At 70.9% G+C, this 8,827-nt stretch carries 5 protein-coding genes; 2 read left to right on the plus strand and 3 right to left on the minus strand.

Annotated features, from left to right (window positions below; genetic code table 11):
• Positions 1–45: 45 nt before the first annotated feature.
• The 3 genes from ACFRCR_RS13740 to ACFRCR_RS13750 form a co-directional block, all read right to left on the minus strand.
• On the minus strand, positions 46–2,364 hold the full coding sequence (locus tag ACFRCR_RS13740) for a glycoside hydrolase family 3 C-terminal domain-containing protein (protein ID WP_377678262.1): 2,319 nt from the start codon (positions 2,362–2,364) through the stop codon (positions 46–48).
• A gap of 124 nt (positions 2,365–2,488) precedes the next feature.
• Positions 2,489–3,148, minus strand: a complete 660-nt coding sequence (locus ACFRCR_RS13745; protein WP_377678264.1) for a septum formation family protein — start codon at positions 3,146–3,148, stop codon at positions 2,489–2,491.
• Positions 3,145–3,750 (minus strand): DUF4190 domain-containing protein, encoded by a 606-nt coding sequence (locus tag ACFRCR_RS13750; protein ID WP_377678266.1) that lies wholly within the window; start codon positions 3,748–3,750, stop codon positions 3,145–3,147. The genes ACFRCR_RS13745 and ACFRCR_RS13750 overlap by 4 nt, the downstream gene beginning before the upstream one ends.
• Before the next feature lie 294 nt (positions 3,751–4,044).
• On the opposite strand from ACFRCR_RS13750, the gene ACFRCR_RS13755 reads away from it, so the two are divergent.
• Together ACFRCR_RS13755 and ACFRCR_RS13760 are read left to right on the plus strand one after the other, a co-directional pair.
• Entirely contained in the window at positions 4,045–6,267 is a 2,223-nt protein-coding gene (locus ACFRCR_RS13755; RefSeq protein WP_377678267.1) for an NTP transferase domain-containing protein, read from the plus strand.
• Between the two features lie 59 nt (positions 6,268–6,326).
• The gene (locus tag ACFRCR_RS13760; protein WP_377678269.1) at positions 6,327–8,783 is read left to right on the plus strand and encodes a GH36-type glycosyl hydrolase domain-containing protein; all 2,457 of its coding nucleotides are present in this window, start codon (positions 6,327–6,329) and stop codon (positions 8,781–8,783) included.
• Positions 8,784–8,827: the final 44 nt, after the last annotated feature.

Here is an 8,827-nt window from a genome sequence, read left to right on the forward strand (position 1 = left end):
CCCCCGGGTCCACCGACCCTGGGGCGCCCCGTCGTGGCGGCCGTGTCAGCGGACGTTCGCCGCCGCGACGAGCTGGTCGAGCTGCGCCTCGTCGAACAGCATGCCGTCGAAGCTCGCGATGACGCGCAGCGGCATCCCGGCCGCCATGGCCATCATGCCGTCGTCGAGGGGCATCGCCCCCGAGCCGCCGACCTGGGCCATCGAGGCTCGGATGATCTCGCCGGCGACGGGGTGCGCCAGGGCCTCGCCCAGCGTCGACCACGGGGTCAGGGGCGGGGTGACGTCCTCGCCGACCACGTCGACCGAGACCGAGCCGCGCAGGTCGCGGGACGAGGCGCCCACCGACACCACGAACTCGCCGCCCTCGACGACCCAGCGTCGCAGCACGGGGTGCCAGTACGACAGGTCGCGCGCGTCGAGCTCGAACGTGAGCGTGCGCGTCCCGCCCGGCGCGAGCGAGACCTTCCCGAACGCCTTGAGCTCACGCTCGGGGCGCTCGACCGCGGCCTGCGGGTCGCCCACGTACACCTGGACGACCTCGGCCCCTGCGACGGCCCCCGTGTTGGTGACGGTCACGTCCACGGTGAGCGACGCCGTCGGGCCTTCGCCCGAGACCGTGACCGTCAGGTCCTCGTAGCCGAAGGTCGTGTACGACAGGCCGTGCCCGAACGGGAAGGCGACGTCCATGCGCTTGGCGTCGTAGTAGCGGTATCCGACCAGGACGCCCTCTCCGTACCGGACGTGGCCGAGCTCGCCCGGGAAGTTCCCGTAGGACGCGTTGTCCTCGAGCCGGACCGGGACGGTCTCGGCGAGCCTGCCCGACGGGTTGCGCACGCCGAACAGCAGGTCCGCGATCGCGCCCCCGCCCGCCTGTCCGCCCAGCCAACCCTCGAGGATCGCCGCAGCACGGTCCTGCCAGGCTGCGACCGTGACGGCCGAGCCGTTCGCGAGCACCACGACGACCCGGTCGCAGACCTCGGCGACGGCCTCCAGGAGCTCGACCTGGGCGGCGGGAAGGTCCATGTGGTCGCGGTCGAAGCCCTCGGACTCGTGGCTCGCGGGCAGGCCGAGGAAGAGGACGACGGTCCCGGCGCTGCGAGCCAGGTCGACGGCCTCGGCACGCAGGGCGGCGACGTCGGTCGCCGACGTCTCGTCCGTGCCGAAGCCCGCCGCGAACGGGATATCGGTGCCGGTGATCGCACGGATCTCCGTCAGGGCGTCGTCGAGACGGGTCGGGTTGACCTGGCTCGACCCGGCGCCCTGGTAGCGGGGAGCGCGGGCGAACTCGCCGATCACCGCGAGCGGCGCCGTGCGGTCGAGGGGGAGCACGGGCCGACCGTCGACGGGCCCGTTGCGGAGCAGGACGGCACCCTCGGCCGCTGCCTCGCGGGCGAGGGCATGGTGCTCCGCCGCGTCGAACGAGGCGGGCTCTGCGAGCGCGGGCAGGGCACGGTTCAGGAGGGAGAGGTGGCGGCGCACGGCCTGGTCGAGGACGGCCTCGTCGAGCTTCCCGGCCCGGACCGCCGCCACGACCTCGGCGTCGGTGCGGCCGCCGGTCGAGGGCATCTCGAGGTCGAGGCCCGCGGCGAGCGCGGGCACGCGGTCCGAGACCGCGCCCCAGTCGGAGACGACGACGCCGTCGTAGCCCCATTCGTCTCGCAGGACCTCGGTGAGCAGCCAGTGGTCCTGCGACGCGTACGTGCCGTTGATCTTGTTGTACGAGCACATGACGGTCCACGGCGAGGCCTTCTTCACGGCTCGTTCGAAGGCGGTCAGGTAGATCTCGCGCAGCGTGCGCTCGTCGACGTCGGCCGACACGCGCATGCGGTCGGTCTCCTGGTTGTTGGCCGCGAAGTGCTTGAGGGACGTGCCCACGCCCTGGCTCTGGACGCCCTGGATGAGCGCCGCACCCAGGTCGCCCGAGATCACGGGGTCCTCGGAGAAGTACTCGAAGTTGCGGCCGCACAGGGGTGAGCGCTTGATGTTGACGCCGGGGCCGAGCAGCACGGCGACGTCGTTCGCGCGGGTCTCGCGGCCGAGAGCCTGCCCGACCCGGTGGAGCAGGTCGACGTTCCACGTGGAACCGAGCGCGGCCGCCGTGGGGAAGCAGGTCGCGGGGACGGAGTCCGAGAGGCCGAGGTGGTCCGCGGACCCGTCCTGCTTGCGCAGGCCGTGCGGACCGTCGGTGACCATGACCGCCGGGACCTCGGCACCCGGGCGGGCGATCGACTGGGTGTTCCAGAAGTCCAGCCCGGACGTCAGCGACGCCTTCTCCTCGAGCGTGAGCTCCTGGACGAGGCGCTCGACGTCGAGCGGGCCGGCGGTGCGCGCAGAGGTCTGGGGGGCGGAGGTCTCGACGGTCACGGATGCACTTCCTCACGGGTTCGGCGGACAAGCCGCTCTGCTTGTCCGTCGAGGCTAGCGCAGAAACCTACCAATCGGTAGGTGTCGGTGGTCGTGGGGAGCCCGCCCTCCGTACGGGATGCGATCAGTCGATCAGGGAACCCTCCGTGAGCGCCGCGGTGCTCGCCACGCACAACCCGGTCCGGTCACCCTGCGCCCAGGACGCCTCCGACGGCGACCACACGACCAGCTCGACGCCGTCCGCAGGAGCGTCCCCCGACAGCACCGCGGGCGTGCACACCCGGGACACCCGGGCGTCCACCACGTCCTGCCCCGGCCATGCCGCGTCCGCGGAGAAGTCGGTCCTCGCGACGACCTGGGCCTCGTGCGGTTCCGCGCACGGGACGACCCGGACCGTGGAGACCTCGCCGTCGTCGGGCAGCTCGGCCAGGCAGCTCCCCAGGACGAGCTGACGAGCGTGCGCGGACCGTGGCTCGCTCACGTCGGCAGGCAGCGGCCGCGTCGCGGCGTCCCCGACGAGCAGGGCGACCACGACGGCGATCGCCGTCAACGTCACCGCGACCCCCAGGGCGATGCCCGCCCAGGCGAGGCCCGTGCCCCTCGTGCCGTCCCGCCGGATGCGTGCGAGCGCCGCCGCCCCGACCCCCACGCCGACGGGGCCGAGCAGCAGCCCCGTCGGGAGGGCCGCGACGGCCAGCGGCTCGGTCCGCGGCCGAGCGGGCTGCCAGCCGGGCGCGTAGTAGACGTCCTGGTCGTACCCGTGAGGGGAGGGCGGGGTGCTCACCAGGTCCCCACCATCGCGAAGATCCAGAGCACCACGAAGGCCGTGCCGACCGCGCCCACCGCTATGCCCGTGATCGCGAACCCCCGCCCGGTCGTCCCGTCGCGCCCGATCTGCTGCAGCGCCACGATGCCGAGGACCAGACCGATGATCCCGGGCACCATGCACAGGAGCAGGCCCGCGAGCGAGGTGATCATCGACGCGAGCGCCAGGCCGTTCTGCCGGGGCGGAGGAGCGAACGAGGCGTCCCACGAGGGCGTGGGCGGCCAGCCCGGCTGAGGGCCGTACCCGGGCGGGTGGCCGGGGCCGTAGCCGGCCGTCCGGCCGGGCCCGTACGCCCCCGGAGCGGTCCCGTAGACAGGGGTTCCGGGCGCGCCGTACGGGCCGGGGGCCGGGTGGCCGGGCGACGAGGGCGCCGCCGCGGACCCCGGGGCGGGGGGCGCGTACGGGTCCGCCGGGGCGGGGGCGTCGTCCGCCCCGGCCGGAGGGTGGTAGGGCACGAGCGGGGGCTGGCGCGGCGCTCCACCGGGCGAGTACGGAGGGGCCGGTGGAGAGAACGGATCCTGGTCCGGGGTGCCCGAGCCCTGCGGCGGAGGTGACGTCATGGGAGAACCGTAGCCATGCCGTGCGACCCGGCGCCGAGAGTCCCCACGGGATGTGGCGTCCGGGTCGCATCATGGCTGCGGACGAATGTTTTGTGAGGATTCCACCCCAAAGCCCCCGAGGGCCTTCGTGACGCCCGTCGTCGCGTCTATGATCGGTGGTGGTACCGGGCATCCGCGGTCCCTCGCGCGAGGGATTTGGAAGGAGTCGTGCTTTTTTCGCTCGGCTCTCCGGTGCCCTACCGAGCGCGGTCTGCACGGGCCGCGCACGACGCATCACCGAGCAGTGAGGACGTCATGACCCTGCCACAGGCCGCACAGGTTTCCGCCACCACGAACGATCGAGCGGCGGTGGTCCTCGCCGCAGGTCACGACGACGCCTCGCGCGAGCTCATCACGCGCCCGCTCGGCGACGCGACGGTCGTCCAGCTCGCGGTCGCGAACGTCCGCAAGATCATCGCGGACGACCACATCGTGGTCGTCGTGGCCCCCGGCGACACGACCGTGCGAGGCCTGCTGGGCGAAGGGCTCCGGTACGTCGAGCAGCGGGACCTGCCGGGGACGGGCGGCGCCGTGCTCGCGGCCCGTTCCGCGGTCGAGGAGCTCGGGACGACCCCCAACGAGGTCCTCGTGGCCTACGCCGACACCCCGCTCCTGCGCTCCGAGTCCCTGCTGGGGCTCCTGACGCGGCACACGCTCAAGGGCGCGGACCTGTCGCTGCTCGCGGCCGTGGTGACCGAGGACCTGCCCACCTACGGGCGCATCGTCCGTCACGACGGCGAGATCACCGCGATCCTCGAGGAGGAGGACCGGCCTGCCGACGCGCACGCCGACGGGGAGCCCATCGAGGTCAACGTGGGTGCCTACGTCGCGGCCCCGAGCCTGCTGTTCACCGAGCTCGAGGTCATGCTCGCCGAGGGTGAGCACCGGCTCACCGAGCTCGCGCGCCGCGTCATCGGCAAGCACAAGAGCATCTCGTCGTACCGCATCTACGACACCGACGAGGTCCGGGGCATCAACACCGCCGAGGAGCTGCAGGAGGCCGCGGACATCCTCCTCAAGCGCCTCTTCATGCCCAAGAAGAACACCGACACGAAGATCGTGTTCGGCACGGGCGGCTGGCGCGCCATCATCGGCGAGGGCTACACGCTCGCCAACGTGCGTCGTCTGTGCCAGGCGATCGCGAACGAGACGGTCCGCAAGGGCATCGACGGCCTGGGCGTCGTCATCGGCGGCGACCGCCGGTTCCTGTCCCGCGAGTCCGCGATCGCGGCCGCCGAGGTCTTCGCGGGCAACAACATCCCGGTCACCCTCCTGCCCGACGACGTCCCCACGCCGCTCGTGACGTTCGCCGCCCCGTACCTCGGCGCCGCGTACGGCATCATCGTCACCTCGAGCCACAACCCGCCCGAGTGGAACGGCATGAAGGTGTTCCGCCAGGACGGATCGCTGCCCCTCGACGACGAGACCGACCGCTACCAGGACGAGGCCAACGCGCTCAGCGTCGACGACGTCATCACGCTCGACCTCGCGGTGGCCCGCAAGGCCGGTCTCGTCGTGGACAGGGTCCTCACCGAGCCCTACGTCGACGCGATCGAGAAGATCGTCGACGTCGACGCCGTCCGCGGCTCGGATCTGCGCGTGATCGTCGACCCCATGTACGGCACGAGCCAGCTCACGCTCGGCACGATCCTCAACGACATGCGCGTGCGCTCCGAGTTCATCCACGCGTCGCACAACCCGCTGTTCGGTGGCATCGCCCCCGCGCCGGACCTCCAGCGCCTGTCCACGCTGATCTCGATGATCCAGCAGGGCGGTGGTCGCTACGACCTGGGCATGGCGACCGACGGCGACTCGGACCGCATCGGGATCGTCGACGAGACGGGCGAGTACATCTCGACCAACGACCTCCTGCTCCTCCTGTACTGGTACCTGCACGAGTTCCGCGGCGAGAAGGGCGGCGTCGTGCGCAACCTGGCCACGACGCACCTGCTGGACCGGCTCGCCGCGCACTTCGGCGAGGAGTCGCGCGAGGTCAAGGTCGGGTTCAAGCACGTCACGGCCGGCATGGAGGAGATCGGCGCCGTCCTCGGCGGCGAGTCGTCGGGCGGCCTCACGGTCCGCGGCTGGATCCTCGGCAAGGACGGCATCTTCGCGTGCGCCCTGGTCGTCGAGATGCTGGCCCGCACGGGCAAGAAGATCTCCGAGCTGCGCGAGATGATCTACGAGATCACGGGGCGCCTCTACACGCTCGAGGCCGGCGTGGACTCCACGCCGGAGATGCGGGTCGCCGTGCCGCGCCGCCTCGAGGCGGACCCGCTCACGCACATCGGCCCTTACCCGGTCGTGAGCATCTCCCACCTCGACGGCACCAAGATCGTCCTCGAGAACGACAACTGGGCGCTCCTGCGGTTCTCCGGGACCGAGCCCGTCCTGCGCATGTTCGTCGAGGCGGACTCGCCCGAGAAGGCCGCCGAGCTGCTCGACTGGCTCAAGGGCTTCGTCACCGCGGGCGTCTGAGCCCGAGCCCCCGCACCCCCACCCACCCGCACCTCTCACCGACAGGAACCGACCCGACGATGCGCTACGGCCACTTCGACACCGCTCGTGACGAGTACGTCATCGAGCGCCCAGACGTCCCCGTCTCGTGGACGAACTACCTGGGCACCAAGGACTTCTGCACCGTGCTCTCGCACAACGGCGGCGGCTACTCGTACTACAAGTCGGCGCAGACCGGCCGCATCTCGCGGTTCCGCCAGAACGGCGTCCCCCTCGACCGCCCGGGGCACTACGTCTACCTGCGCGACGAGGCCGACGGCGACTTCTGGTCGGTGTCGTGGCAGCCTGTGGGCAAGCCGCTCGCGGCTGACGGTGACCCGATCGACCCTGCGGGCGGTGCCGGTCGCTGGACGACGCGCCACGGCCTGAGCTACTCGACGTTCGAGGCCCGGTACAAGGGCATCGACGCCCAGCAGACGATCTTCATCCCGCTGGACGACGACGTCGAGATCTGGGACGTGCGCCTGACGAACACGACCGACGAGGTCCGTGAGCTGACCGCCGGGTCGTACGTGGAGTTCTCCTTCCACACGATCACGATCGACAACCAGAACCTGCAGATGTCGCTCTACTCGACGGGGTCGTCCTACGAGGACGGCATCATCGAGTACGACGCCTACTACGAGCCGTGGACGTTCCACTACTTCGCGTCGAGCGAGACGCCGTCGTCGTACGACTCGCTGCGCGACAACTTCATCGGTGCGTACCGCTCGGAGGCCAACCCGATCGCGATCGAGCGCGGGCACGGCTCGAACGAGAGCGCGACGACGCAGAACCACTGCGGCTCGCTCCAGCACAAGATCACGCTGCAGCCGGGTGAGACCAAGCGCCTCGTCTACATGCTCGGCTACGGCTCGCGGGCCGAGGCCGGCCGTGCGATGCAGGCGAAGTACGCGGACGTCGCGACCGTCGACGCCGAGCGTGCACGCCTGGCCGCGTACTGGAAGGCCAAGCAGGACAAGCTCCGCATCCGCACGCCCCACGAGGGCATGAACACCATGATCAACTCGTGGACGCTGCTCCAGGCGGAGACCTGTGTCGTGTGGTCGCGCTTCGCGTCGTTCGTCGAGGTCGGAGGGCGCAGCGGCCTGGGCTTCCGAGACACCGCCCAGGACGTCATGAGCGTCATCCACACCAACCCGACCAAGACGCACCAGCGCATCGTCGAGCTCCTGCGGGCCCAGACGGAGGCCGGCTACGGCCTGCACCTGTTCGAGCCCAAGGCGTTCGACCCGGACGCGCCCAAGCTGCCCGACGTGCCGTCGCCGACGATCGTCCCGACGCCCGACCCCAAGGACCTCATCCACGGGCTCGAGGACACGTGCTCGGACGACCACCTGTGGCTCGTGCCGTCGGTCGTCGAGTTCGTCAAGGAGACCGGTCGCCTGGACTTCCTCGACGAGGTGATCCCGTTCGCCGAGGGCACTCCCGCCACGGTGTACGAGCACCTCACGCGCGCGCTCGACTTCTCGAGCGAGCAGATCGGCCAGAACGGCGTGGCCCTGGGCCTGCGCGCGGACTGGAACGACTGCCTGAACCTGGGCGGGGGAGAGACCTCGCTGGTCACGTTCCTGCACGCGTGGGCCATCCAGGCGTTCCTCGAGGTCGCACGGCACCGTGCGGCGGCCGGGGACGAGAGCGCGGCCGCCGACGTCGCCAAGTACGAGGCCGAGCTCGAGCGGATCGCGAAGGTCGCCGACACCCAGCTCTGGGACGGTGCCTGGTGGATCCGTGGCTACACGCGCGACGGGGTCAAGATCGGCTCGAACGACAACGACGAGGGCAAGATCTTCCTCGAGCACCAGGCGTGGCCCGTCATCGCGGGCATCACGACGCAGGAGCGTGGCGAGGCGTCGATGGACTCGGTGCGCGAGCTCCTGGGCTCGGAGTACGGCAACCACCTGAACTGGCCGGCGTTCACCAAGATCGACGACACGGTCGGCTTCGTGACGCGCGTGTACCCGGGCATCAAGGAGAACGCGGCGATCTTCTCGCACCCGAACGCGTGGCCCATCATCGCCGAGGCCATGCTGGGCCGCGGCGACGAGGCCGTGCAGTTCTACGACGCGATCCTGCCGTACAACCAGAACGACAACATCGAGGTCCGCGGGGCCGAGCCCTACGCCTACGTGCAGTTCCTGTACGGCCGTGACCACGAGTGGTTCGGCAAGGCGCAGAACCCGTGGCTCACGGGTACGGCGGGCTGGATGTACACGGCCGCGACGAAGTACATCCTCGGTGTGCGCCTGGCCCTCGACGGCCTGGTCGTCGACCCGTCGATCCCCAAGGACTGGGACGGCTTCGAGGTGCGCCGTGAGTGGCGTGGCGCGGTCTACGAGATCGAGGTCCGCAACCCCGACCACGTGTCGAAGGGCGTGAGGTCCGTGACGCTCGACGGCGTCGAGCTCGACCCGACGCAGCCGGTCCCGGTGCAGCCGGAGGGCTCCGAGGTCAAGGTCGTCGTGACGCTGGGCTGAGTCACCCTTGTGTTGCCGAACACGGGGTTGGGGTCGTTCTGAGT

The organism is Oerskovia sp. NPDC056781, assembly GCF_042789955.1.
Taxonomy (GTDB): domain Bacteria; phylum Actinomycetota; class Actinomycetes; order Actinomycetales; family Cellulomonadaceae; genus Oerskovia; species Oerskovia rustica.